Genomic DNA, 22,620 nt, shown 5'->3' on the forward strand with positions numbered 1-22,620 from the left:
GGCACGGCAGGGACTAGCATATCCATAAGCGGCCAGGAGAATCCCATGACTGACAAGCACCTGTCGACCCAGTTCGACGCAGACCTCAACGCCATCAACACCAAGCTGCTGCAGATGGGCGGGCTGGTGGAGTCGCAGATCGAGCTGGCCATGCGCGCGCTGACCGACTTCGACGCCGAGATCGCCGACCAGGTCATCGCGCGCGAGCTGCAGCTCAATGCGCTGGAAGTCGAGATCGATGCCGATTGCGGCAATATCATCGCCCGCCGCCAGCCGACCGCGCGCGACCTGCGCCTGGTGATGGCCATCTCCAAGACCATCACCAACCTGGAGCGCGCCGGCGACGAGGCCGAGAAGATCGCCAAGCGCACCAAGCACATCATGGAAGACGCGTCGGCGCACAGCATCAACTACGCCGAGGTCAAGCTCTCGGGCGAGATGGCGATCGCGCTGCTGCGCCAGGCGCTCGACGCCTTTGCCCGGCTGGATACGGTCGCGGCCGCGCGCATCGTCAAGGACGACAAGGCCATCGACGAGGAATTCCGCGGCTTCGTGCGCAAGCTGATCACGTACATGATGGAAGACCCGCGCACGATTTCGGTGGCGCTGGATTTCCTGTTCATCGCCAAGGCCGTGGAGCGCATCGGCGATCACGCCAAGAACATCGCGGAATTTATCATTTACATTGTCAAGGGGACGGACGTCCGCCATGTCTCGCGCGAGGACATGGAGCGCGAAGCGCTGAGCTGAGATCAGCCGCCCACGGAGAACCATACACATGCCAAGCAGTATTCTCGTTGTCGAAGACGAACCGGCGATCGCCGAACTGATCGCCGTGAACCTGCAGCACGCGGGGCATTATCCGATCCGGGCCTATAACGCCGAGCAGGCGCTGTCGCTGATGAGCGATGTGCTGCCCGACCTGGTGCTGCTCGACTGGATGCTCCCGGGCAAGTCAGGCGCGAACTTCGCCAAGGAGTTGCGCGCCAATGACCGTACCCGCCAGATCCCCATCATCATGCTGACCGCGCGCGGCGAAGAGCAGGACAAGGTGATGGGGCTTGAAGCCGGTGCCGACGACTATGTCACCAAGCCGTTCTCGCCCAAGGAACTGCTGGCGCGGATCAAGGCGGTGCTACGCCGCCGCGCGCCGCAGCTGACCGACGACGTGGTGGCGATCAACGGCCTGCGGCTGGACCCGGCCACGCACCGTGTCACCGGCCAGGACGAGAGCGGCCCGATCAAGCTGGAGCTGGGGCCGACCGAGTTCCGCCTGCTGCACTTCCTGATGACGCACCCAGAGCGCGTGCACAGCCGGTCGCAATTGCTCGACCAGGTCTGGGGCGACCATGTCTTCGTCGAGGAACGCACCGTCGATGTCCATATCAAGCGCCTGCGCGCCGCGCTGACCCCGGGCGGCTACAGCAACATGATCGAAACTGTGCGCGGCAGCGGCTACCGGCTGGCGCGCACTCCTGGCGCCTGAGCCGACGCACGGGTTTCAAGCCGCTGGCAGGGCGCGGCGAAATCGTGGCACACTCCGTCGCAACCCTGCAGCCAGCCGGTTTTCCCAATGCCATGGCTGGCCGCGAGCCTGAACCCTGCGCATGAATGTCATCTGGGCCCGTTCCGCGGCCATCCTGATCAGCCTGCTGGTGCTGTCCGCCGGCGTCTACCTGGTCGCCGGCCCGGTGCCGGCGCTGGCGCTGGCCTGCGTTTCGCTGCTGGGGCTGCTGTTCTACTACCTGTACCAGATCAACCGCCTGTGGAAGGTGCTCGACGCTCCCGTCTACGGCGAGATCCCGAGCGCGCTCGGCCTGTGGGGCGAGGTGTATTACCGCCTGCACCGGCTGGTCAAGCGCTGGCGCACCCAGGTGCTGCAGGTGGAGCAGCAGCACACGCGCTTTATCCAGGCCATCCAGGCCTCGCCCAACGGCGTGCTGATGCTCGATGACGCCGACCAGATCGAGTGGTGCAACGACGTCGCCGAGCAGCATTTCGGCCTGAACGCGCGGCGCGACGTGCGCCAGCGCATTACCCACCTGATCCGCCGGCCGGAGTTTGTCCATTACCTGACGCGGCAGCAGTTCGACGAGCCGCTGGTGATGCGCGACATGGGCGAGCACAAGCACAGCGTGATCGCGGTGCAGATCCTGCCGTATGGCGACAACCGCAAGCTGGTGATCACGCAGGACATCACCAAGCTGGAAAACACCGAGGCGATGCGGCGCGACTTCGTCGCCAATGTCTCGCATGAATTGAAGACCCCGCTGACCGTGATGACCGGCTTCCTCGAGACCGTGCGCGACCTGCCGGTGTCAGAAGAGGACCGGCGCCGCTACATCGACATGATGCTGGCGCAGTCGGTGCGGATGCAGAGCATCGTCGAAGACCTGCTGGCACTGGCCAAGCTGGAAAGCGATGCCCAGCCGCCGGGCCATGACGTGGTGCCGATCCGCGCCATGGTGGCGCACCTGATGCACGACGCCGAGGCGCTGTCGCAGGGCCGGCACCACGTCGCGGCCGAGATCGATCCGACCGTCGGCATGCGCGGTGCGGAGACCGAGCTGATGTCGGCGCTGGGCAACCTGGTGTCGAACGCGGTGCGCTACACGCCGGAGGGCGGGCGCATCACCATGCGGCTGGCCTGGGAAGACGGCCACGCGGTGTTCGCGGTGGCCGATACCGGCCTGGGCATCGCGCCCGAGCATATTCCCCGGCTGACCGAGCGCTTCTACCGCGTCGACCGCAGCCGCTCGCGCGACACCGGCGGCACCGGACTGGGCCTGGCCATCGTCAAGCACGTGCTGTCGCGCCACCATGCGGAACTGCGCGTGACCAGCGAGGAGGGTCGGGGCAGCGTGTTCCGCGTGGTGTTCCCGCTGGAGCGCAGCCTGCGCTCCGCCGCCGAAAGCGCCGGCAGCCCGGTGCCGGGGGCGGGTCCGACGGTAACGCCGCAGGCACCGGACAGTTCCCGGCGCGCAGCCTGATCGCAAAGAGAAACCCCGCCGCGGCGGGGTTTCTCTTTGGCTGCGAGGCGCGGTTCAGGGCGTGCCGCCGAACATCACCAGCAGATCGTTCTGGCTGACATGCGGATGCTTGGAGCGCGTCTGCTTGCGCACGTAGTTGCCATCCGATTGCATGATCCACGCCGACGCATTGTCGCGCAGGTGCACCTGCAGGCTTTCCTTGATGACGCGCGCCTTGAGCGCCTTGTCCAGTACCGGGAACGCGACCTCCACGCGGCGGAACAGGTTGCGGTCCATCCAGTCGGCGCTGGAGAGGTAGAGCACCTCTTCGCCGGCGGCGTGGAAGTAGTAGACGCGGTGGTGTTCCAGGAAACGCCCGATGATCGAGCGCACCGAAATGTTCTCGGACATGCCCGGCACGCCCGGCATCAGCGCGCACACGCCGCGCACGATCAGGTCGATCTTCACGCCGGCGCGCGAGGCCTTGTACAGCTCGTCGATGATCGACGGTTCCAGCAGCGCGTTCATCTTGGCGATGATGCGCGCCGGCTTGCCTGCGCGCGCGTGGCGAGCCTCGGCGCGGATATGGTCGACCAGGTTGCTCTGCATGGTGAACGGCGACTGCCACAGGTGGTTCAGCCGGATCGTGCCGGCCGTGCCGGTCAGCAGCTGGAACACATGGTGCACGTCTTCGCAGATGGCCTCGTCGGCGGTCAGCAGCCCGAAGTCGGTATAGAGCCGGGCCGTGCGCGGGTGGTAGTTGCCGGTGCCCAGGTGGGCATAGCGGCGCAGCTTGACCTGCTTGGCCTTCGGCCCGGTGGGTTCGCGCCGCACGATCAGCAGCATCTTGGCGTGGCACTTGTGCCCGACCACGCCGTAGATCACATGCGCGCCGGCCGACTCCAGCCGCTCGGCCCAGTTGATATTGGTTTCCTCGTCGAAGCGCGCCAGCAGTTCCACCACCACCGTCACTTCCTTGCCGTTGCGCGCGGCGGTCATCAGCGCTTCCATCACCAGCGATTCGTTGCCGGTGCGGTAGACCGTCTGCTTGATCGCGACCACGTTGGGATCGGCCGCGGCCAGCTGCAGCAAGTCCAGCACGGAGCTGAAACTCTCGTAGGGATGGTGCAGCAGCACGTCCTGCTGGCGCATCACGTCGAACATCGATACGCCGCCGGAAAATACCTTGACCGGCGCCGGCACATAGGGCGGGAACTTGAGCGCCGGCCGGTCGACCATGTCCGGGATCTGCATCAGCCGCACCAGGTTCACCGGGCCGGAAACTCGGTACAGGTCGTGTTCGGCGAGGCCCGATTCCAGCAGCAGCCGGCGCGCCAGCGGGGCGGGCGTATCGGAAGAGATTTCCAGCCGCACCGTGTCGCCGAAATGGCGCGCGGGCAGTTCGCCTTGCAGCGCTTCGCGCAGGTCGGTGATGTCGTCCTCCGACACGAACAGGTCGGAGTTGCGCGTGACGCGGAACTGGTAACAGCCATGCACGGCGATGGCCGGAAACAGTTCGTGCACGAACCCCTGCATGAACGACGACAGCATGACAAAGCCGTACGGATAGCCCGACAGCTTCTCCGGCATCTTCACCACCCGCGGCAGCGCGCGCGGCGCCTGCACGATGGCCAGGTCGGCATCGCGCCCGAAAGCATCCTTGCCGGACAGCTCCACCACGAAGTTCAGGCTCTTGTTGAGCACGCGCGGGAAGGGGTGGGCCGGATCCAGGGCAATGGGGGTCAGCACCGGCGCCAGCTCGCGCTGGAAGAACTGGCGCGCCCATTCACGCTGGGCGTCGGTCCAGGTGGTGGTCAGGTGGAAAAAGACCCCTTCTTTTTCAAGTAATGGAAAAATGGTGTTCTGCAGCATGTCATACTGCGAAGCCACAAGCCGTTGCGTGCGCTCGGTGACAAGCTGGTAGGTCTGCTGGAACGAGAGGCCATCCGGCGTCAGGCCCGAGGCGTTGTCGCGCATCTGTTCCTTCAGGCCCGCCATGCGGATTTCAAAGAACTCGTCCAGGTTGCTGGATACGATGCAGATGAACTTCAGCCGCTCGAGCAGCGGGACTTTCGGGTCCGCGGCTTGCGCCAGCACGCGGGCATTGAATTCCAGGATGCCCAGTTCGCGATTGAGCAGCGTACTGGACGGAGTCGTCGACATGGTCATGACCTTCTTTTGGTAATGTGGCGACTTTTTCATAGAATCGTGTCACTTTCATGACAGTTTGATTTTGTCATGATGCCGACATGACCACGACATATTTTTCCCGGGCCCGAATCGCGGCAGGCCAAGGCTCCAGCGTGTTCCTGCCGTGCTTCGCAACGCCAACGCGAACTTGCCCTCCAAGCACACGATGAACAACACTCCACGCCTGCTGGCCGCCGTCGACATGGGCTCGAACAGCTTCCGCCTGATGATCGGGCGGGTGGACGAGACCCCCACGGCCAATGGCCCGGCCAGCCAGATCTTCCAGGTCGACGCGCTGCGCGAGCCGGTGCGGCTGGCGGCCGGGCTGACGCCCGACAAATACCTGGACCAGCCCGCCCGGCGGCGCGGCATCGATGCGCTGCGGCGCTTCGGCGACCGCCTGCGCGAGTTCGCGCCGGGACAGGTGCGCGCGGTTGCCACCAATACGCTGCGCGTGGCCAGGAACGCCTCTGAATTCCTGATCGAGGCCGAGGGCGCGCTGGGCTTCCCGATCGAAGTGATCGCCGGGCGCGAAGAGGCGCGGCTGATCTACCTGGGCGCCTCGCACGATGCACCCGCCTGCCAGGGTAACCGCCTGGTGGTCGATATCGGTGGCGGCTCGACCGAGTTCATCATCGGCAACGGCTACCAGTCCAAGCTGATGGAAAGCCTGTATATCGGCTGCGTCTCGCACAGCCGCCAGTTTTTCCCCAGCGGCAATGTCGACGAATACGCGATGAAGCAGGCCGAGCTGGCGGCGCGCCGCGAGATCCAGGTGCTGGTGCGCCAGTACCGTGCCGCGGGCTGGGAACAGGCGGTGGGCTCGTCGGGGACCGCGCGCGCGCTGGCCGAGCTGATCGAGCTCAACGGCATGAACGACAGCAATGCCGAGCACGGCATCACGCGCGAAGGCCTGGAGCGACTCAAGCGCGCGCTGATCAAGGCCGAGAACACCAACCGCGTCAAGCTGACCGGCCTCAAGCCGGACCGCATCCCGGTGCTGCCCGGCGGGCTGTCGATCATGCTGGGCGTGTTCGCCGAACTCGATATCGAGCGCATGGACGTGACCGACGGCGCGTTGCGGCTGGGCGTGCTGTACGACCTGCTCGGCCGCAGCCACCATGAGGACATGCGCACGGTCACGGTGGACCAGTTCATGCGCCGCTACGGCGTCGACCGCGCGCAGGCCAGCCGCGTGCGGCGCACCGCGCAGACGCTGCTGTCACAGTTCCCGGATCCGGCCAATGAACGGCGCGAGGACAACCTGGCTCTGCTGGGCTGGGCGGCCAGCCTGCATGAGATCGGCATGTCGATCTCGCACAGCGGCTACCACAAGCATTCCGCCTACATCGCCACGCATGCCGACATGCCGGGCTTCTCCAAGACCGACCAGGCGCGGCTGGCGACGCTGCTGCTGGGCCATGCGGGCAAGCTGGGCAAGCTGTCGGGCAGCGGCAAGTTCGTCGACTGGCGCATGCTGTTCAGCCTGCGCCTGGCCTTTGTGCTGTGCCGGCGCCGCTCGGATGTGGCGCTGCCGGACATCCGTGTCGCGCAGCTGGCCGAGGCGCTGGACGAAGGCTTTACCGTGCGGCTGCCGAAGGCGTGGATCGACGCCAATCCGCTGATCGAATACAGCCTGGCCCAGGAAGCCGACGAGTGGCAGCGCATCGGCAAGCGCTACAAGGTGGTCTACGACTGAGGGTGGGTGGGTCGAGCGGCCGCCGATGGGGCGGCCGTGACCGGATTTGCCTTTTGGCAGGCGCCGCTCAGGCGGCGTTGTTCAGGCCCAGGAAGTGGCGGGCGTAGCGCGGGTTCATGTCGTTCACGCGCAGCAGCGTGAGGAAGTCGGCCACGTTGAAGTCCGGGTCCCAGGCCGGCTGGCCGCAGATCTTCGCACCCAGGCGCAGGTAGCCCTTGATCAGCGCGGGCGGCTCGACCGCCAACTGCTGGTTCAGGTCTTCCACCGGCAGCGGCAGGCGCGGGAACGCGTGGTACTCGATCGGTGCCAGCGAGCGCTCGGTGAACAGCCGGTGCAGGCTGGCCGCGTAGTGGCCGCCGTCGCTCATCGGCACGCTGGCGCAGCCCAGCATCGATTCGATGCCCCAGCGCTGCAGGTACTCGCCCAGCCCGCCCCACAGCGCCATGATGACGCTGCCGGAGCGGTAGTCGCGGTGCACGCATGAGCGGCCCAGTTCCAGCATCTTGGGGCGCAGGTGCGACAGGCGCACCAGGTCGAATTCCGACTCGGCGTACAGGCAGCCCAGGCGCTTGGCCTGGTGCGGCGGCAGCACGCGGTAGGTGCCGACCACGCGCAGCGTGGCCATGTCGCGCACGATCAGGTGGTCGCAGTAGGCATCGAACATGTCGATGTCCAGTTCGGGCACCGAAGACGTCAGGCGCGCGCCCATTTCCTCGGCAAAGACCTTGTAGCGCAGGCGCTGGGCCTCGACTACTTCATCCTGGTGGCGCGCCCACGCCACGCTGAGAACAGGCGACTCATGTGCCGGTGTATCCGATGGGCGATGAAGACGCCTCCGCGCCGTCTGGCCGCCGAGGCCATTGGGCAGGGAGTCGAAGAGCGGCTGGGTAGGCGTCGGCAGATCTCGCATCAGTATGTCCTTTTGGTGACGAAACTGTTGCGATGCAATGTAGTGAGGGCCGGTGACAGTGCCGTGACCTCGCGATGACGGTTGCGTGACTTCGGCAGCCGGGCCTGTTCGGGAGGGCTTGAGGGGCACACAGGTCGGTGCCGCACCCCCGCAGGCTCAGAGGAATTCGGGATTGATGACCGCGCGCAGCACGGTCTGCGCCTCGCTTTCGCGGGTACGGCCGGTGAGCCACCAGATGCCGCCTTTGCGCACGCTCCAGTTCATTTCGGCGCCCGCCAGCAGCAGGCTGGCGACGCGGCCGATCCAGGGCTGGTGGCCGACCACCACCACGTGCTCGGCGCGCTCGGGCCATTCGACCGCGGCGAGCACGGCGCTGACATCGGCGCCCGGGGCCAGGGCATCGAGGATTTCCGCCTCGCCGGTCAGCGCCGCCGCGGTTTCGCGGGCGCGCACGGCGGGACTGCACAGGATGCGGGTATCGGCGGGCAGGTGGGCACGCAGCCATTTGGCCGAAGCCTCGGCCTGCTTGCGGCCGCGGCGCGTCAGCGGCCGCTGCAGATCGGCATGCCGGCTAAGGCTGAGGGCGTCGGGAAGGTCTTCGGCTTCGGCATGGCGCCACAGGATCAGGTTCATGTCGGACGGGGCAATGAGCGTGCTTCGAGTATGGTGAAGCGGCCCGACCGGCGCAAGCGCAGCGCAAACAAAAGCGGGCTGCCGGTCAGGGCAGCCCGCAAGTGTCTCCGGGCGCGGTGTCAGCGGCGTGACAGCGCGTCGGCGCAACACTGCAGCGGGGCCGAGGGCAACGCGTTCGCGCTGCCCTCGGCCCCGTCAGGAAACTCAGGACTTGTGGCGGAAGTTGATGCGTCCCTTGGTCAGGTCGTACGGCGACATTTCCAGGGTCACGCGATCGCCGGCCAGGATGCGGATGCGGTGCTTTTGCATCTTGCCCGAAGCGTATGCCCAGATTTCGACGCCGTTTTCCAGCGTGACACGATAGCGGTTGTCAGGCAGGGCTTCCGACACCACGCCGCCAAATTCAATGAGTTCTTCCTTAGCCAATCTGTCTTCCTTTTCGGCAGCCCGCGAAGGCTGCATGGTTACGTTTCCAAAAATTCCTGTTCGGTTCGCCCGCCATGGCGCCGAACCGCGGCGTCTTGCGCCGATGCGGCCCACCGCGCCTGAGTTGGTTCGGGGCAGGGCGCGCAGGCTTCGGCGGCTGGCGCCGGCATGGCCGGTTCAGTCGGCGGTCGTCAGCGGTGTCGCCTTGCGGGCGCGGATGGCTTGGGCGAAAACCTGGTCGCTGACAGCCGGAGAGGCCGTGTGCTTCGCGGAGCAGGCGGGCAGGTGTACCCGGTGGTTCGCCAGTTCGGTGTCGTCGCGGATGGCCCGCGCCGGCGGCTGCTGTTCGCTCGCAGGAGCGCGCTGGTGAGAACGCCCGGTTACAGGGCTCGGACACCCCGGGGGCTACTGCGACATTGTATCACGTACGCGGATGCAGCATTGCCGGCGCGTCGGTTGCACCCGGCCCGCGCCCGGCGCAACAAAATGGCGATAGAGTCGCAAATCGGATCGCGCGCCGCTTGGTATTTGGGCCCTATGAGCTAGAACTAACGCGTACGGCCGTACCGGGCCGGATTCGCGAGGAGACTGCCATGGAACTCCATCTGGAATCGCACCGCTATGTCCGCTGCCGTCCCGACTGGCGCGCCGCGGTGCTGGCGGGGCTGATTGCGGGCGCGGTCTACATGGTGCTGGAGCTGCTGACCGCGCGCTTTCTGCTGTACCAGGGCGCCTGGGGCACCGTGAAGATGGTCGCCGCGATCATCCTGGGTCGCGAGGCGCTGTCGGCGGATGCCTTCAACTGGACCATCGTACTGGCCGCGGGCACGGTGCATTTCGCCTTGTCGATCATCCTGGCGGCGGCGCTGGCGGTGATCCTGTCGTCGTTCCGCTTCGACACCAGCCTGGGGCTGGCCTCGGTGGTCGGCATCGTGTTCGGCGTGGTGGTGTACCTGGTCAACTTCTATGTGTTCGGGCGCTATATGAACTGGTTCGACGAGGCGCGCGGCTGGGAGATCCTGTTCGCGCACGCGCTGTTCGGGCTGGTCGCGGCCGACGTGTACTGCAACCTGGCACGGCGGCGCGGCGGGGCGGAGGACCAACCGCCCGCCTGAACCGTTTAGCCCATCTGGTTGATATGACGATTAACGCGCTCGCACTACGCTAGAGGCAAACAACCATAGCGGCTGGCGTCTGGCACGTCCGCGCACAGCCACACCGGAGTGCCCATGCGGGTCGCAATCGTCAGTACCGAAACCACCGGGCTCACGCCAGCCGATGAGCCCGTCAGCATCGGCTTGCTGCTGGTCGAGGTATCGCCGCGTGCCGGCGGCCTGTTGCGCGAGGTGGCGGAGTACTACGGTTCGCAGGAGCCCACCGTGCCGATCAGCGCGGCGGCCACCGATACCCACGGGCTGACCGCCGACATGCTGCGCGGGCGCCGCTTCGATATCGGCGCCATCCGCGCCATTGTCGACGATGCCGACGTGCTGGTCGCCCACGGCGCCGCCTTCAATGCCAGGATGCTGGAGAAAGTGCTGCCCGGCATCCGGGACAAGCGCTGGCGCTGCTCGGTGCGGCAGGTGCGCTGGTCGCAGTATTTCCACGCCGCCAACCACAAGCTCGATACGCTGTGCGAGCACCTGCATATCTTCCGTCCCCGGCCGCAGGTTGCCCTGGACGATTGCCTGGCGCTGTCCAAGCTGCTGTTCCGGCCGCTAGGCGCCACCCAGCAGGCGACGCCGATGGGCTTCCTGCTGGCCGAAGCCGATTTCGCCATGAGCGCTGCGCCGCATCCCGGCAGCGCGCCGGCGCCACCGCCCGCGGCGGCGCCGCTCCCGGCGGCTGCGTCGGCATGGATGCCGCAGGTCGACGCCAACCATCACGGCCCCGGGCGGGGACTGGTCATGGCAGCCGTGGTGCTGATGCTGCTCGCCGGCGCGGTGATCTGGCCGGATTTGTTCCCGTGGTGATCGGCGGCGTCTTCGCTGCCATCGGCCTGCCCATCAGGAGGTCCCTGCAATATAAATTTGTGCAGCGCAAAAAACGTGGTCCGGGGGCCTATACTGGAACCAGCGGCTGGGGGAATAACCACCTAATAGGAGGTGGAAACCATGCTTAAGAAACTATTATTGTTTGCTGTACTGAGTACCGTTGGGTCCGCCGCAGTCTATGCCGGAACGATGGGGCCGCGTGACCCCTATACCGATGGAGGCAAAACTGCACAGTTTGACGTCTACACGGATGGTGCTTCGGTCACCGACACGCGGGATGTCTTTTCCGAAGGGGCGCGGATCACGAACCGCGACGGCTACACCGATGGTGCATAACTAGATGGCTGTCCGGGAGCTCTGAGAACGCTGCTCTCGGACCATTAGCCCACTGTGGTCACCTCGCGTCAGAAGGCATCACGGCTTGACGTCTCGCATTCGATCTCAAAGCTGTGTGGTTCCGTAACATCCCCATCGAGGCCCTGAATCAGCAGATCGACGTGTTCGCGCTTGACCGGCGGGGTGCCGCATCGACTATGAGGCACTGTGTCCATGTGAACTCGAGCGGACAAAAAAACGGCCTGGATCTTGCGATCCAGGCCGTTGTTTCCGTTACATATTTCTGGTCGGAGCGATAGGATTCGAACCTACGACCCTCTGATCCCAAATCAGATGCGCTACCAGGCTGCGCTACGCTCCGAAGCCGGCCATTGTAGCCGCGTCGGCGAGCCACGGTCAATGTGCATCGACGCAGGCGGGTTCGTGCCCGGCGGGTGTGCCGCGCTGCTCCCCCTTCTGGCGGGGGCGCTTTGTCTTGACTTGGGTTTGCGCGCTGCGATAATCCGCACACCGCTCCAGTCCGACCGGCGTGCTGTTGGGAACGCCCGGTTTTGCGTATTTCCTTCCGGACTGACCTGATCACCAGAACAAGAACGGCGCTCCCGCCCATGGCGAGCGAGCGGCTCGGTTTGCCCGCGCTTGCCGGATGGCTGCACGGGCGGCCTGAAACAGGAAGTGCGGCATTCGATAACAACGGTCCGGCACAGGATCGGCAAAGAAGCAGGGAAGAGCGGCGGCATGCGGAGCGCCGCGGCTTGCCTTGGACGGGAATAAAGATGTTTCAGTCGCACGTGGTTGTGCTCATCGCAGGGCTGTTTGCCTTGCAGATGGCGGTGGTTTGCGTGGTGTTGCGCCGGTCGTCGGGCATGGAGCGCAGCGGCCTGACATCGTGGGCGCTGGGCAGCGTGCTGGCGGCGTTTGCCGCGGCGCTGGCCGCGGTGCAGGCATTGCGGCCGATGTGGCTGGTGCCGGAGTCGACCGATCTGGCGCTGCTGGCCGCGCTGTCGGTGATGGCGGTGGGCGCGCGGCACTTCGCGCAACGGCCGGGCCGTGCCGCGGGCTGGCTGGGGCTGAATCTGGCGGCAGCGGCGGCGGTGGCCTGGGGCGACCTGGCGCCGCGATATCTGGAAAGCGCCGTGGCATTGCCTGATCTGGCGCCAATCCTCAGCGCCTGCCATATCGTGCTGCTGCTGGATCTTGCCCGCAGCGTGGTGCCGGCGGTGCCGGCCACGCGCGGCACCGGACGGCTGGCGGCATGGTCGCTGGCGGCGATCGTGATTGCCGCCGCGGCCATCAATGCCTGGACCGTACTGCGGCCGCTGGCGGCGATGACGCAGGGCGGCGCCTGGCCGCGGCCGATGCCGTGGGATGGCGAGCTGGCCATGTTCAATGTCTTTGCCCTGGTCGGGGTGTCGGTCAGCTTTGCGCTGATGGCACACGACCGGCTGCGCCGGATGCTGGAGCGGCGCGCGCGGCACGACGACCTGACCGATGTGCTGCTGCGCGGCGCCTTCTGGGAGGAACTGGAGGCCGCCTGCCTGCAGGCCGAGCGGCAACGCAAGCCGATGACGGTCGCGTTCGTCGACCTCGATCACTTCAAGGCCATCAACGATGTCTACGGCCACCTCGCGGGAGACAGCGTGTTGCGGCATTTCGCCGGCCTGCTGCGCAAGACGGTCGGCTACGGCGACCTGGTGGGGCGCCTGGGCGGCGAGGAATTTGCCATCGTGATGCCGGATACCGCGCTCGAGTCGGGGCGGCTTGCCTGCCTGCGGCTCGCCACGGCGGTGCGCGCCACGCCTTGCCCGTCCGAACCTGATCCGATCGCCTATACCGTCAGCATCGGCGTGGCGGCGCGGCAGCCCGGCGAGGGTGCCGACGCGCTGATGCGCCGCGCCGATCGCGCCCTGTATGACGCCAAGCTGAAGGGGCGCAACTGCGTGTCGCTGCACCCGGTGGGCGGCGACAGCGCGGCGTCGGCCCCTGATGCCACGGCCGACGCTGGCCGCTACGTCACGCGCAGCCAGCCGCGCGCCATCTCCTGACGCGCACGGCTTGTCACCGCGGGCGAGCGCTGCGGTAGAATGCACGCCTTCGCGTCCTTAGCTCAGTTGGATAGAGCACTCGCCTTCTAAGCGAGCGGTCAGAGGTTCGAATCCTCTAGGACGCGCCAGTTCCTTGGGACCCATCCCATGGCTGGCTGCGCGTACCACCTCCCGCGAAGGCAAGCATTGCTGGCGGACCGGGGCAGCATTGGTGTCCGATCTCAGGAAATCGTGTAGGTGGTACGTTCCCCGGGGTTGTAGAGGTCCCTGGCCAGTTGCAGGATCTGGTCCCGATGATGATCGAAGATGGCGAGGAGCGCGGTTTCTTCCGCGCTAGCCTGGCGGCTCAGGCGCAGCAGGATTTCATCAGTGACCTGGAATGCCACTTCACGCGCGTTGTCGTAGCCCCAGAAGCAAACGCAGTGCCGCGCCGCATCGTAGCTGCGGCTGGGATTGGGAAAGTTCAGTGCCATCGCAGACTCCTGTCCGGTCATATTGCGCCGGGCGTGTCGGGCTTGGTGGCGCCTGCCGGGCTGCCGGCCCCAGTATGCACCGGTTTCCGGCAAGCTGGGCGCGGTGCCCGCGGCGCGCTGCGGCGCATGGCCGGTACTTCGAGAAAGATATTTCTTTTGCCGGCGATTTAGCGCGTATGCTGGGGTTGCCAATATCTCCGGGCAAGCCCTTCAGGAATCCATCATGGCCAAGAGTCAACTACGCAGCAGCCGCGAGGCCAAAAAGCCCAAGCAGCCGAAAAAACCATCGGTCCCGGCCTCCCCCTTCAGTCCGGTACAGTCCCGCGGGCATGATCTGGACGCCAAGAAGAAGAAATGAATGAGACCGACAGCGCAGGGATGATCTGGTCCCTTGTGTTCCTGGTCGTCCTGGTGGGGCTCTACGGCTACATCATCCGGGTGGGCATCCACCGCAAGCCGGTGTTCGGCATAGCGAGGCATTCGCTTCGGTACTGGCGGCATCGGCTGGTCCACGTGATCAGGTAAGCAGATGCAATGCCGGCCGTTCAGGCCGGCGCCGGCAGGATTTGCGTTTTTGCCGCACAATACGGCCTGCGCGCCGCACAGGAGCACGCTGGATCGATCAGAGGCGAGGACACTACCTCGCCCGTCAGCGGGCGGCATTTCGTTGAACCCCAGCAAATCCTGTACATGGCCGCCCCACATGCACACTCCGCCGCGGATCCAGACCGCGGCGCCGACGCTTCCCTGTCTTCCCGCGATCACAAATCAGTCGGCCGCCTGCCGCTGCTGGCGCTTGGCGTCGGCAGCTTCGGCATCGGCACCGGCGAGTTCGTCATCATGGGCCTGCTGCCCGATGCCGCCACCGACCTCGGCATCTCGATCCCGCAAGCTGGCCACCTGATCAGCGCCTATGCGCTCGGCGTGGTCGTCGGCGCGCCGCTGCTGGCGGTGCTGGGCGCACGCTGGCCGCGGCGCAACCTGCTGATCGCACTGATGGCGGTGTTTGCTGCGGGCAATATCGCCAGCGCGCTGGCGCCGTCGTACCTGTCGATGATGGTGGCGCGCCTGCTCACGGGTTTTCCGCACGGCACGTACTTCGGCGTGGCGGCGCTGGTTGCCGCGAGCCTGGTGCCGCGCGAGCGGCGCGCGCAGGCGGTAGGGCTGGTGATGCTGGGCCTGACCACCGCCACGCTGGTCGGCGTGCCGATCGCCGCCGCGGTCGGCACATGGCTGGGCTGGCGCTCGGCCTTCGTGATCGTCGGCGCGCTCGGCGCGTTGACCGCGCTGCTGGTATGGCGCTGGGTGCCGTTCGTGCCGGCTGACCGGCGTGCCAGTCCGCTGCGCGAGCTGTCGGCACTCGGGCGCAAGCAGGTCTGGCTGACGCTGGGGATCGGCGCGATCGGGTTTGGCGGCATGTTTTCCGTGTTCAGCTATATCAAGCCGACCATGCTGGAGCTGGCGCATATGCCGGCGGCGGGCATCCCGGTGGTGCTGGCGCTGTTCGGCGTCGGCATGGTGGTCGGCAACCTCGCCGGCGCCAGGCTGGCCGACAAGGCGCTGATGCCGACAGTGGGCGGTGTTCTGGTCTGGACCGCGCTGGTGCTGGGCGCCTTTACCTTGACCGCGCCGCATGCCTGGCTGGCGGCGTTCAACGTGCTGCTGGTGGGCACCGCGGTGGCGCTGGGCCCGGCGTTGCAGATCCGGCTGATGGACGTGGCGGGCGACGCCCAGACGCTGGCCGCCGCGCTCAACCATTCGGCCTTCAACCTGGCCAATGCGCTGGGCGCATGGCTGGGCGGGCTGACCATTGCCGCCGGCTTCGGCTGGGAATCGACCGGGTGGGTCGGGCTGCTGCTGGCGCTTGGCGGTCTGGTGATCTATGCCTGGTCGATGCTGAGCATGGAGCGGCGCGTCCCTGCCGCGGCGTAGCACCCTGGCGGGTGCGGCGCAGCAGAATCCCGAAAACAAGAAGGGGGTGCCATGCCGGCACCCCCTCCTTGATTGCGCGTGTTGCCTGCGCCGGATTTACTCCGCGTCTGCCACGCTCGCGCCGACCACGTTGAAGCCGCCATCGACATAGGTGATCTCACCCGTCACGCCGCTGGCCAGGTCCGACAGCAGGAAGGCGGCGACGTTGCCGACTTCTTCGATGGTGACATTGCGGCGCAGCGGCGCGGCTTCTTCGAAGTGGCCGAGCAGCTTGCCGAAGCCCTTGATGCCGGACGCGGCCAGGGTCTTGATCGGACCGGCCGAAATGCCGTTGGCGCGGATGCCGCGCGGGCCCACCGATGCGGCCAGGTAGCGCACGCTGGCTTCGAGCGAGGCCTTGGCCAGGCCCATGGTGTTGTAGTTGGGGACGACGCGCTCGGCGCCCAGGTAAGTCAGCGTCAGCAGCGAGGCCTTGTCCGACAGCAGCGGCAGCGCGGCCTTGGCCAGCGCCGGGAAGCTGTATGCGGAAATGTCGTGGGCGATGCGGAAGCCTTCGCGCGACAGGCCGTCGAGGAAATCGCCGGCAATCGCTTCACGCGGGGCGAAGCCGATCGAATGCACCAGGCCGTCGAACTTTTCCCAGCGCTGGCCCAGCGCGGCGAAGGTGGCGGCAATCTGCTCGTCGCTGCCGACGTCGCATTCGAATACCAGGTCGCTGCCGAATTCCTTGGCAAAGTCGCTGATCCGGTCCTTGAACCGTTCGCCGACGTAGGTGAAGGCCAGTTCGGCGCCTTCGCGCTTGCACGCCGAGGCAATGCCATAGGCGATCGAGCGGTTCGAAAGCAAGCCGGTGATCAGGATCCGCTTACCTGCCAGAAATCCCATAAATTCTCCAAGGTGGTGTATCAGGCACGCTTCGTGCGTCCGCCGTGCGGCGGTGCGGGTGCCGGGCTGTCTTGCGGCCCTTTTATTGCGCCGCGCAGAGGGAATGTCCGGATGGCTGGGGCCACCCCGGACGCATGTAAAATTGTCTCATACTTGGCCCGGCCGCAGAACGCCGGGCCCCACAGGTGACAGTGGAGGAATCCAACAGGATGCCTATTCAAGCACGTTGGCCGCTTCAGGCGGCATGGCAGTGCTTCCGGCGGGATGCAGTACTGCATGGTGGTTGGGCGGCAATGAAGCTGGCGCTGACGCTGGCGGCGGGGGTCTCGCTCTTTTCTGATCCGGCATGGGCGGCGCATGGCTTTGCGCTGCATGGGGACCTCAAATACCAGCCGAATTTCTCGCACTTCGAATACGCCAATCCCAACGCACCGGTCGGCGGCACGCTGACGCTCGCCAATCCTGACCGGCGCACCAGTTTCGACAAGTTCAATCCGTTCACGCTGAAGGGCACCTCGGCGCCGGGCCTGAACGCGCTGATGTTCGAGTCGCTGCTGATCAGCAGTGCCGACGAAAGCGCCAGCGCCTACGGCCTGCTGGCCGAGGACGTCACGGTGGCGCCCGACGAGTTGTCGGTCACCTTCACGATCCGCCCGCAGGCGCGCTTTTCCAATGGCGACCCGGTGCTCGCGTCGGACGTCAAGTATTCCTACGACATGCTGATGAGCAAGGCCTCGAGCCCCGGCTATCGCAGCATGTGCACCGACGTCAAGGCGGTGGTCGTGACCGGCGAGCGCACCGTGCGCTTCGATTTCAAGCAGCGCAACCGCGAGCTGCCGCTGATCGTCGGCTCGCTGCCGGTGTTCTCGCGCAAATGGACCGCCAAGGTGCCGTTCGAGAAGCTGACCTTCGAGCCGCCGGTGACCAGCGGCCCCTACCTGATCGAGCGCTTCGACGCCGGCCGCGGCATCATCTTCCAGCGCGACCCGAAATACTGGGGCAAGGACCTCGCCGTGCGGCGCGGCACCTTCAACTTCGCGCGCGTGGTCTACCGCCTGTACAAGGACGAGACCGCGCGGCTCGAGGCCTTCAAGGCCGGCGAGTTCGACGCCATCGTCGAATACAAGGCCAAGAACTGGGCCAAGAGCTACCAGGGCACGCGCTTCCGCAACGGCGAGCTGCTCAAGACCGAGTTCCCGCACCGCAACGGCGCCGGCATGCAGGGCTATGTCATGAACCTGCGCAAGCCGGTGTTCCAGGACGTGCGCGTACGCCAGGCGCTGATCCTCGCGCTGGATTTCGAATGGCTCAACCGGCAACTGTTCTACGGCGCCTACAAGCGGCTGGACAGCTGGTTCTCCAACAGCGAGCTGTCGGCCAGCGCCACCTTCGACGGCCGGCCCGGGCCCGGTGAACTGGTGCTGCTCGAACCGCTGCGCGCGCAGCTGCCGCCGGAGGTGTTCGGCCCCGACGTGGTCCAGCCCAGCACCGCGCCGCCGCGCTCGCTGCGCGACAACCTGCGCCTGGCGCGGCGGCTGCTGGCCCAGGCCGGCTGGACCTATACCGACGGCGCGCTGCGCAATGCCAAGGGCGAGCCGCTGGTGTTCGAGTTCCTCGACGACGGCGGCGCCATGAGCCGGGTGATCACCACCTACGTGCGCAACCTCGAGAAGCTCGGCATCCAGGTGCACCAGCGCACCACGGATTTCGCGCTGTACCAGAAGCGCCTCGAAGACTTCGACTTCGACATGGTGTCGATTCGCTTCCCCGATTCGCAAAGCCCCGGCAATGAGCTGCGCGACCGCTTCTCCAGCGAGGCCGCGGGCACGCCGGGCTCGGACAACCTGTTCGGGCTGAAGTCGCCGGTGGTCGACAAGCTGGTGGACAACGTGCTGCGCGCCGATACCCGCGAGGAACTGGTCACCGCCGGCCGCGCGCTGGACCGGGTGCTGATGCACGGCTATTACATCGTGCCGAACTGGTACAGCGCGTCGCACCGGGTGGCCTACCGCAGGACGCTGGCGTATCCGCAGCGGCTGCCGTATTTCTACACGGCCGAAGGCTGGATCCTCAGCCACTGGTGGCGCACCGACGTGCAGGCGCAAGCCCGCTGAGGCGCTCAGGCGCTGGCGGATTCAGCGCGGACAAGGAAAGAGACGGCCCCCATGCTTGCCTATCTGCTCAAACGCATTTTGCTGATGATTCCGACTTTGGTCGGGGTCATCACGCTGACCTTCGTCGTGATCCAGTTCGTGCCGGGCGGCCCGGTCGAACAGATGATGATGGAGCTGAAAGGGCGCGGCGGCGCTGGCGAAGCCAGCGGCGGCGGCGCCGAATACCGCGGGCGGCGCGGCGTCGACCCCGACAAGATCAAGGAGATCCAGGCCCTCTACGGCTTCGACAAGCCGCCGCTGGAGCGCTACTTCCTGATGCTCAAGCGCTTTGCGCAGTTCGACCTGGGGCAGAGCTATTTCCAGCACCGCAGCGTGTGGGAGCTGGTCAAGTCCAAGCTGCCGGTTTCGGTCAGCCTCGGCTTGTGGACCTTCTTCCTGACCTACCTGATATCGGTGCCGCTCGGCATCTCCAAGGCGATCCGGGCGGGCAGCCGCTTCGACGTGGTGACCAGCGTCATCGTGCTGGTGGGCTATGCCATTCCCGGCTTCGTGCTGGGCGTGCTGCTGCTGGTGCTGTTCGGCGGCGGCACCTTCGTGCAGTGGTTCCCGCTGCGCGGGCTGACTTCCGACAACTGGGAGCAGCTGTCGCTGATGGGCAAGGTGATGGACTACCTGTGGCACCTGGTGCTGCCGATCACGGCGTCGGTGGTGGGCAGCTTCGCGGTCGTGACCATGCTGACCAAGAACGCCTTCCTCGAGGAAATCCGCAAGCAGTACGTGCTGACCGCGCGCGCCAAGGGCCTGGGCGAGCGCCGCGTGCTGTGGAAGCACGTCTTCCGCAATGCCCTGATCCCGCTGGTGACCGGGTTCCCGGCGGCGTTCATCGGCGCCTTCTTCACCGGCTCGCTGCTGATCGAGACGCTGTTCTCGCTCGACGGCCTGGGGCTGCTGTCGTATGAGGCGGTGCTGCGGCGCGACTATCCGGTGGTGCTGGGCACGCTCTACCTGTTCACGCTGATCGGGCTGGTCACCCGCCTGATCTCCGACGTCTGCTACGTGCTGGTGGATCCGCGCATCCATTTCGAGGGCCTGCACCGATGAAACCGTTCTCGCACGCGGCGGCCAACGGCCTGCCGCATTCGCCTTCGCCGCGCCAGCGCGCCTGGCAGCGTTTTCGCCGCAACCGGCGCGGCTACTGGAGCCTGGTGATCTTCGTCCTTATCTTCGTGCTCAGCCTTGGCGCGGAACTGCTGTCGAGCAACCGGCCGCTGGTGGTGCACTACAAGGGCGAATGGTATTTCCCCATCGTCAAGGTCTATCCCGAAACCACCTTCGACGGCGATTTCCCGACGCCGGCCGACTACCTGGACCCGTATATCCGCGACCGCATCACCACCAACGGCAATTTCGCGGTGTTTCCACTCAACCGGTATTCATACGACTCGCTCAACTACTTCGCCAAGGAACCCAATCCGGCACCGCCCTCGGCGGAGAACTGGCTCGGCACCGACGACCGCGGCCGCGACGTGCTGGCGCGGCTGCTGTACGGCTTCCGCGTGTCGGTGCTGTTCGCGCTGGCGCTGACGGTGATCGGGGTGCTGGTCGGCACCCTGACCGGGGCGCTGATGGGCTTCTTCGGCGGGCGCTTCGACCTGTTCTCGCAGCGCGCCATCGAGATCTGGAGCTCGATGCCCGAGCTCTACCTGCTGATCATCTTCGCCTCGATCTTCGAGCCCAGCCTGGCGCTGCTGATCATCCTGCTGTCGCTGTTCGGCTGGATGGGGCTGTCCGACTACGTGCGCGCCGAGTTCTACCGCAACCGCTCGCTCGACTACGTCAAGGCCGCGCGCGCGCTGGGCCTGTCCAACGTGCAGATCATGTGGCGCCATATCCTGCCCAACAGCCTGACTCCGGTGATCACCTTCCTGCCATTCCGCATGAGCGCGGCCATCCTGGCGCTGACCAGCCTGGACTTCCTCGGCCTGGGCGTGCCGCCCACCACGCCCAGCCTGGGCGAGCTGCTGGCGCAGGGCAAGGCCAACCTCGACGCGTGGTGGATCTCGCTGTCGACCTTCGCGGTGCTGGTGGTCACGCTGCTGTTGCTGACCTTCATGGGCGATGCGCTGCGCGATGCCTTCGATACCCGGCTGGGCCTGGCCGCGCTGCGCGGCCGCGTCGAACCCAAGGTTCCCGCCGGCGCGCCCACCGGCGCGGCACCGGAGGCCACGCCATGACCGCGGTGTCGCCGATGACCTTGCCGGAGGTGGAGCCGGCACCGATGCCCGCGCCGGGATCGACGCTGATGTGTGTCGACAAGCTGTCCGTCACCTTCGGCCATGGCGAGCATGCCACCCGCGCCGTGCGCGAAGTCAGCTTCGACCTGCGCGCCGGCGAGCGCTATGCGCTGGTGGGCGAGTCGGGCTCGGGCAAGACCGTGACGGCGCTGGCCATGCTGCGGCTGGTGGAAGACGCCTACTACGATGGTGCGATCCGCTTCGAGGGCAAGAACCTGCTGGAGGTTTCCGATCGCGAGATGCGTGCGATCCGCGGCGCCGAGATCGCGATGATCTTCCAGGAGCCGATGACCGCGCTGAACCCGCTGTACACCATCGGCAACCAGATCGTCGAGACCCTGGCGCTGCACGAGGGACTGGACCGCCGCGCCGCGCGCGAGCGCGCCATCGCGCTGCTGGAGCGCACCGGCATCAGCGATGCCGCGCACCGCTTCGACAGCTTCCCGCACCAGCTGTCGGGCGGCCAGCGCCAGCGCGCCATGATCGCCATGGCGCTGGCGTGCCGGCCCAAGCTGCTGCTGGCCGACGAGCCGACCACGGCGCTGGACGTCACCATCCGCGCGCAGATCCTCGACCTGCTGCGCGACCTGCAGGCCGAGTTCGGCATGGCGGTGATGCTGATCACGCACGACCTCAACCTGGTGCGCGCGTTCGCGCAACGCGTCGGCGTGATGGAGAAGGGCGTGCTGGTGGAAACCGGCGAGACCGCCAGCGTGTTTGCCGCGCCCCAGCATCCCTATACCCGCAAGCTGATCGACAGCCGCCCGCGGCGCGAGGTGCTGCCGCTGGTGCCGCTGGCGCCGGTGCTGCTCGAGGCGAACAAGCTCGGCGTCAGCTATGCGCGCAAGCGCCGCGGCCTGGCAGGGTGGTTCGGCAAGGACCAGTTCGCGGCGGTCAAGGATGTCGACTTCCAGCTGCGCGAGGGCGAGACCCTGGGCATCGTCGGCGAATCGGGCTCGGGCAAGACCACGCTGGCGCATACCGTGCTGGCGCTGCAGCGCAAGAGCGCGGGTACCATCCATTTCCTCGGCCGCAGTTTCGACAGCGCCACGCGCGACGATCGCCGCAAGCTGCGCGCGCGCATGCAGGTGGTGTTCCAGGATCCGTTCGGATCGCTGGCGCCGCGCATGACCATCGAGCAGATCGTCGGCGAAGGCCTGGCGCTGCACCAGCCCGGGCTATCGCGCGAGGCCACGCGCCAGCGCGTGATCGAGGCACTGCGCGAGGTCGGCCTCGACCGTACCGCGCTGGGCCGCTATCCGCATGAATTCTCCGGCGGGCAGCGCCAGCGCATTGCCATCGCCCGCGTGCTGATCCTCAAGCCCCAGATACTGGTGCTGGACGAGCCGACCTCGGCGCTGGACGTGTCGATCCAGCAGCAGGTGCTGGCGCTGCTGTCGCAGCTGCAGCACAAGTACAACCTCAGCTACCTGTTTATCAGCCATGACCTAGCGGTGATCCGCGCCATGGCGCACCGGGTCATCGTGATGAAGGCGGGCGAGGTGGTCGAGGCGGGCGACACCGAGGTGGTGCTCGGCGCACCGCAGCATCCCTATACGCGCAAGCTGATGGCCGCGGCGCAGGTCGGTGCCGCGTGAGCGGACCGGTCTTCTGTTGCGCTGCAACGGCATTGGCTTGCGTTGCCGGCTAGCATCCCACCATGGGATTAATCCGATAAAGAAGATGCGAAAACCGGTCTATATCGTTGATTCGGAAGCCA

General features: G+C 66.5%; 21 protein-coding genes and 2 tRNA genes. 16 read left to right on the top strand and 7 right to left on the bottom strand.

Going from position 1 to position 22,620, the window contains the following annotated elements; genetic code table 11:
• Positions 1–45 precede the first annotated feature (45 nt).
• From phoU to phoR, 3 genes are all read left to right on the top strand, one after another.
• A complete protein-coding gene (phoU, locus tag LIN44_RS07480) occupies positions 46–750 on the top strand; it encodes a phosphate signaling complex protein PhoU (protein ID WP_227314166.1) in 705 nt (234 codons plus the stop codon).
• 28 nt (positions 751–778) lie between these two features.
• Entirely contained in the window at positions 779–1,486 is a 708-nt protein-coding gene (gene phoB / locus LIN44_RS07485) for a phosphate regulon transcriptional regulator PhoB (RefSeq protein WP_227314167.1), read from the top strand.
• Positions 1,487–1,607: 121 nt separating this feature from the next.
• On the top strand, positions 1,608–2,990 hold the full coding sequence (gene phoR / locus LIN44_RS07490) for a phosphate regulon sensor histidine kinase PhoR (protein ID WP_227314168.1): 1,383 nt from the start codon (positions 1,608–1,610) through the stop codon (positions 2,988–2,990).
• A gap of 54 nt (positions 2,991–3,044) precedes the next feature.
• Here phoR and ppk1 read toward each other — a convergent pair whose 3' ends face one another.
• Positions 3,045–5,132, bottom strand: a complete 2,088-nt coding sequence (ppk1, locus tag LIN44_RS07495) for a polyphosphate kinase 1 (RefSeq protein WP_255638280.1) — start codon at positions 5,130–5,132, stop codon at positions 3,045–3,047.
• Between the two features lie 193 nt (positions 5,133–5,325).
• Here ppk1 and ppx point away from each other — a divergent pair, with 193 nt between their 5' ends.
• Positions 5,326–6,858 carry an exopolyphosphatase gene (gene ppx / locus LIN44_RS07500; RefSeq protein ID WP_227314170.1) on the top strand — a complete coding sequence of 511 codons (1,533 nt, stop codon included), beginning with the start codon at positions 5,326–5,328 and terminating at the stop codon, positions 6,856–6,858.
• 67 nt (positions 6,859–6,925) lie between these two features.
• Here the strand turns inward: ppx and LIN44_RS07505 are convergent, their stop codons facing one another.
• The 3 genes from LIN44_RS07505 to infA all read right to left on the bottom strand — a co-directional run bounded on the left by LIN44_RS07505 (position 6,926) and on the right by infA (position 8,827).
• Positions 6,926–7,768, bottom strand: a complete 843-nt coding sequence (locus LIN44_RS07505) for a GNAT family N-acetyltransferase (protein WP_112774029.1) — start codon at positions 7,766–7,768, stop codon at positions 6,926–6,928.
• 156 nt (positions 7,769–7,924) lie between these two features.
• Entirely contained in the window at positions 7,925–8,401 is a 477-nt protein-coding gene (locus LIN44_RS07510; RefSeq protein ID WP_227314171.1) for a histidine phosphatase family protein, read from the bottom strand.
• Between the two features lie 204 nt (positions 8,402–8,605).
• Positions 8,606–8,827 (bottom strand): translation initiation factor IF-1, encoded by a 222-nt coding sequence (gene infA / locus LIN44_RS07515; RefSeq protein ID WP_008641674.1) that lies wholly within the window; start codon positions 8,825–8,827, stop codon positions 8,606–8,608.
• 593 nt (positions 8,828–9,420) lie between these two features.
• Between infA and LIN44_RS07520 the strand changes: the two genes are divergently transcribed.
• From LIN44_RS07520 to LIN44_RS07530, 3 genes are all read left to right on the top strand, one after another.
• Entirely contained in the window at positions 9,421–9,942 is a 522-nt protein-coding gene (locus tag LIN44_RS07520) for a hypothetical protein (protein WP_227314172.1), read from the top strand.
• A 114-nt stretch (positions 9,943–10,056) separates the two neighbouring features.
• Positions 10,057–10,800, top strand: coding sequence for a DNA polymerase III subunit epsilon (locus tag LIN44_RS07525; protein ID WP_227314173.1), 744 nt, complete (start codon positions 10,057–10,059; stop codon positions 10,798–10,800).
• 141 nt (positions 10,801–10,941) lie between these two features.
• Entirely contained in the window at positions 10,942–11,157 is a 216-nt protein-coding gene (locus LIN44_RS07530; RefSeq protein ID WP_227314174.1) for a hypothetical protein, read from the top strand.
• A gap of 284 nt (positions 11,158–11,441) precedes the next feature.
• On the opposite strand, the gene LIN44_RS07535 is transcribed toward LIN44_RS07530, so the two are convergent.
• A tRNA-Pro gene (locus LIN44_RS07535) sits at positions 11,442–11,518 on the bottom strand.
• Between the two features lie 415 nt (positions 11,519–11,933).
• Here LIN44_RS07535 and LIN44_RS07540 point away from each other — a divergent pair.
• Both LIN44_RS07540 and LIN44_RS07545 read left to right on the top strand, forming a co-directional pair.
• The gene (locus LIN44_RS07540) at positions 11,934–13,202 is read left to right on the top strand and encodes a GGDEF domain-containing protein (protein ID WP_227314175.1); all 1,269 of its coding nucleotides are present in this window, start codon (positions 11,934–11,936) and stop codon (positions 13,200–13,202) included.
• 51 nt (positions 13,203–13,253) lie between these two features.
• Positions 13,254–13,330 (top strand) — tRNA-Arg (locus LIN44_RS07545).
• A 93-nt stretch (positions 13,331–13,423) separates the two neighbouring features.
• Here the strand turns inward: LIN44_RS07545 and LIN44_RS07550 are convergent.
• Positions 13,424–13,675, bottom strand: coding sequence for a DUF1488 domain-containing protein (locus LIN44_RS07550; protein WP_227314176.1), 252 nt, complete (start codon positions 13,673–13,675; stop codon positions 13,424–13,426).
• Positions 13,676–13,898: 223 nt separating this feature from the next.
• Between LIN44_RS07550 and LIN44_RS27545 the strand changes: the two genes are divergently transcribed.
• From LIN44_RS27545 to LIN44_RS07560, 3 genes are all read left to right on the top strand, one after another.
• Entirely contained in the window at positions 13,899–14,033 is a 135-nt protein-coding gene (locus tag LIN44_RS27545) for a hypothetical protein (protein ID WP_255638281.1), read from the top strand.
• A complete protein-coding gene (locus tag LIN44_RS07555) occupies positions 14,030–14,200 on the top strand; it encodes a hypothetical protein (protein WP_227314177.1) in 171 nt (56 codons plus the stop codon). The genes LIN44_RS27545 and LIN44_RS07555 overlap by 4 nt, the downstream gene beginning before the upstream one ends.
• A gap of 165 nt (positions 14,201–14,365) precedes the next feature.
• Positions 14,366–15,607, top strand: a complete 1,242-nt coding sequence (locus tag LIN44_RS07560) for an MFS transporter (RefSeq protein WP_227314178.1) — start codon at positions 14,366–14,368, stop codon at positions 15,605–15,607.
• A gap of 96 nt (positions 15,608–15,703) precedes the next feature.
• Here LIN44_RS07560 and fabI read toward each other — a convergent pair whose 3' ends face one another.
• Complete coding sequence (gene fabI / locus LIN44_RS07565; protein WP_025585618.1) at positions 15,704–16,492, bottom strand: enoyl-ACP reductase FabI; 789 nt, start codon at positions 16,490–16,492, stop codon at positions 15,704–15,706.
• 209 nt (positions 16,493–16,701) lie between these two features.
• Here fabI and LIN44_RS07570 point away from each other — a divergent pair, with 209 nt between their 5' ends.
• From LIN44_RS07570 to LIN44_RS07585, 4 genes are read left to right on the top strand one after another with little or no spacing between them, the layout of a single operon-like run.
• Positions 16,702–18,606: an extracellular solute-binding protein gene (locus LIN44_RS07570; protein ID WP_227314179.1), complete on the top strand. Its 1,905-nt coding sequence runs from the start codon at positions 16,702–16,704 to the stop codon at positions 18,604–18,606.
• A 51-nt stretch (positions 18,607–18,657) separates the two neighbouring features.
• The gene (locus tag LIN44_RS07575) at positions 18,658–19,707 is read left to right on the top strand and encodes a microcin C ABC transporter permease YejB (RefSeq protein ID WP_115680555.1); all 1,050 of its coding nucleotides are present in this window, start codon (positions 18,658–18,660) and stop codon (positions 19,705–19,707) included.
• The gene (locus LIN44_RS07580; protein ID WP_227314180.1) at positions 19,704–20,840 is read left to right on the top strand and encodes an ABC transporter permease; all 1,137 of its coding nucleotides are present in this window, start codon (positions 19,704–19,706) and stop codon (positions 20,838–20,840) included. Before LIN44_RS07575 ends, LIN44_RS07580 begins: the two co-directional genes overlap by 4 nt.
• A 44-nt stretch (positions 20,841–20,884) precedes the next feature.
• A complete protein-coding gene (locus LIN44_RS07585) occupies positions 20,885–22,498 on the top strand; it encodes an ABC transporter ATP-binding protein (protein WP_370641642.1) in 1,614 nt (537 codons plus the stop codon).
• Positions 22,499–22,620 lie beyond the last annotated feature (122 nt).

The organism is Cupriavidus sp. MP-37, from assembly GCF_020618415.1.
Classification (GTDB): Bacteria; Pseudomonadota; Gammaproteobacteria; order Burkholderiales; family Burkholderiaceae; genus Cupriavidus.

Bases quoted from the DNA above. Each gene is read 5' to 3' on its own strand.
- fabI (WP_025585618.1), bottom strand. From the start codon at position 16,492: ATGGGATTTCTGGCAGGTAAGCGGATCCTGATCACCGGCTTGCTTTCG.
- ppk1 (WP_255638280.1), bottom strand. From the start codon at position 5,132: ATGTCGACGACTCCGTCCAGTACGCTGCTCAATCGCGAACTGGGCATC.
- LIN44_RS07575 (WP_115680555.1), top strand. From the start codon at position 18,658: ATGCTTGCCTATCTGCTCAAACGCATTTTGCTGATGATTCCGACTTTG.
- LIN44_RS07585 (WP_370641642.1), top strand. From the start codon at position 20,885: ATGCCCGCGCCGGGATCGACGCTGATGTGTGTCGACAAGCTGTCCGTC.
- LIN44_RS07525 (WP_227314173.1), top strand. From the start codon at position 10,057: ATGCGGGTCGCAATCGTCAGTACCGAAACCACCGGGCTCACGCCAGCC.
- LIN44_RS07530 (WP_227314174.1), top strand. From the start codon at position 10,942: ATGCTTAAGAAACTATTATTGTTTGCTGTACTGAGTACCGTTGGGTCC.
- LIN44_RS27545 (WP_255638281.1), top strand. From the start codon at position 13,899: ATGGCCAAGAGTCAACTACGCAGCAGCCGCGAGGCCAAAAAGCCCAAG.
- ppx (WP_227314170.1), top strand. From the start codon at position 5,326: ATGAACAACACTCCACGCCTGCTGGCCGCCGTCGACATGGGCTCGAAC.
- phoR (WP_227314168.1), top strand. From the start codon at position 1,608: ATGAATGTCATCTGGGCCCGTTCCGCGGCCATCCTGATCAGCCTGCTG.
- phoB (WP_227314167.1), top strand. From the start codon at position 779: ATGCCAAGCAGTATTCTCGTTGTCGAAGACGAACCGGCGATCGCCGAA.
- LIN44_RS07570 (WP_227314179.1), top strand. From the start codon at position 16,702: ATGCCTATTCAAGCACGTTGGCCGCTTCAGGCGGCATGGCAGTGCTTC.
- phoU (WP_227314166.1), top strand. From the start codon at position 46: ATGACTGACAAGCACCTGTCGACCCAGTTCGACGCAGACCTCAACGCC.
- LIN44_RS07510 (WP_227314171.1), bottom strand. From the start codon at position 8,401: ATGAACCTGATCCTGTGGCGCCATGCCGAAGCCGAAGACCTTCCCGAC.
- LIN44_RS07550 (WP_227314176.1), bottom strand. From the start codon at position 13,675: ATGGCACTGAACTTTCCCAATCCCAGCCGCAGCTACGATGCGGCGCGG.
- LIN44_RS07555 (WP_227314177.1), top strand. From the start codon at position 14,030: ATGAATGAGACCGACAGCGCAGGGATGATCTGGTCCCTTGTGTTCCTG.
- LIN44_RS07505 (WP_112774029.1), bottom strand. From the start codon at position 7,768: ATGCGAGATCTGCCGACGCCTACCCAGCCGCTCTTCGACTCCCTGCCC.
- LIN44_RS07540 (WP_227314175.1), top strand. From the start codon at position 11,934: ATGTTTCAGTCGCACGTGGTTGTGCTCATCGCAGGGCTGTTTGCCTTG.
- LIN44_RS07560 (WP_227314178.1), top strand. From the start codon at position 14,366: ATGGCCGCCCCACATGCACACTCCGCCGCGGATCCAGACCGCGGCGCC.
- LIN44_RS07520 (WP_227314172.1), top strand. From the start codon at position 9,421: ATGGAACTCCATCTGGAATCGCACCGCTATGTCCGCTGCCGTCCCGAC.
- LIN44_RS07580 (WP_227314180.1), top strand. From the start codon at position 19,704: ATGAAACCGTTCTCGCACGCGGCGGCCAACGGCCTGCCGCATTCGCCT.